This is a genomic window from Vibrio sp. 2033, from assembly GCF_033339735.1.
The window spans coordinates 1-876 of sequence record NZ_JAWOVC010000186.1; the positions used below are offsets into that span (position 1 = coordinate 1).

The 876-nt window shown below is 46.3% G+C and carries 1 protein-coding gene; it reads right to left on the reverse strand.

Translation table 11 applies throughout. The annotated features are described in order from the left end of the window. The coding region (nadK, locus tag R7P74_RS25485) for an NAD(+) kinase (RefSeq protein ID WP_318123426.1) at nucleotides 1-856 on the reverse strand (856 nt) is incomplete at its 3' end. Nucleotides 857-876: the final 20 nt, after the last annotated feature.

The window sequence follows — 876 nt, forward strand, 5'->3', positions numbered from 1 at the left end:
TGTTCCTTAATACGTGATAGTAGCTGTAGTCTTTCGGATGGATGAGTTTGAGCACATTTGGGCTTTGATAAATGTGGATCTCATCGCCGGGAGAAACTGGCAGCGACACTTGTCCATCACAACTTACTTCTTGTGTACCGCGATTTTCTGGTGACACAATCAGTTTGATTCTGCGTTTGCCATCAACCACCAACGGTCGGCTAGATAAGGTATGAGGGAACATAGGCACCAGTGAAATGGCATTCAGGCTTGGTGACAGAATAGGGCCACCACCAGAAAGTGAGTATGCTGTCGAGCCTGTTGGTGTGGAGACAATCAACCCATCGGCGCGTAAAGAGAAGGCAAAGCTTTCATCAATGTACACCTCAAACTCAATCATATGTGCGATTTGCCCAGGATGGAGTACGGCTTCGTTTAAAGCGGCGTTATGACTTTTTATTTGACCATGACGATGCACTTCTGCCTCAAGTAAGAAACGCTCTTCTTCAATGTACTCTCCCGCAAGTACGGCTTTGAGTGCCGCTTGGAAATCGTCTGGGTTTAAATCAGTTAAAAAGCCTAGATTGCCACGGTTTACGCCAATCACAGGCACGTCAAAACGCGATAAAATTCTCGCTGCACCCAGCATGTTGCCATCACCGCCGACAACTATCGCAAGGTCTGCGTTTTTGCCCAACTCAACTAAGCTGGCGAAGTGGTTTTGCGGGATCTCGTCCAAAATCGCTGCAAGGCGATCGTCAATAAACACTTTGTAACCTTCTGAGGTCAGCCATTCGTAAAGCTCTTTATGAGTCTGAATCGCTTGTTGATCTCTTGGTTTTCCGATAATCGCGATCACGTTACATGGATTTTTCATAGCATTTCCGCATTAAAGAG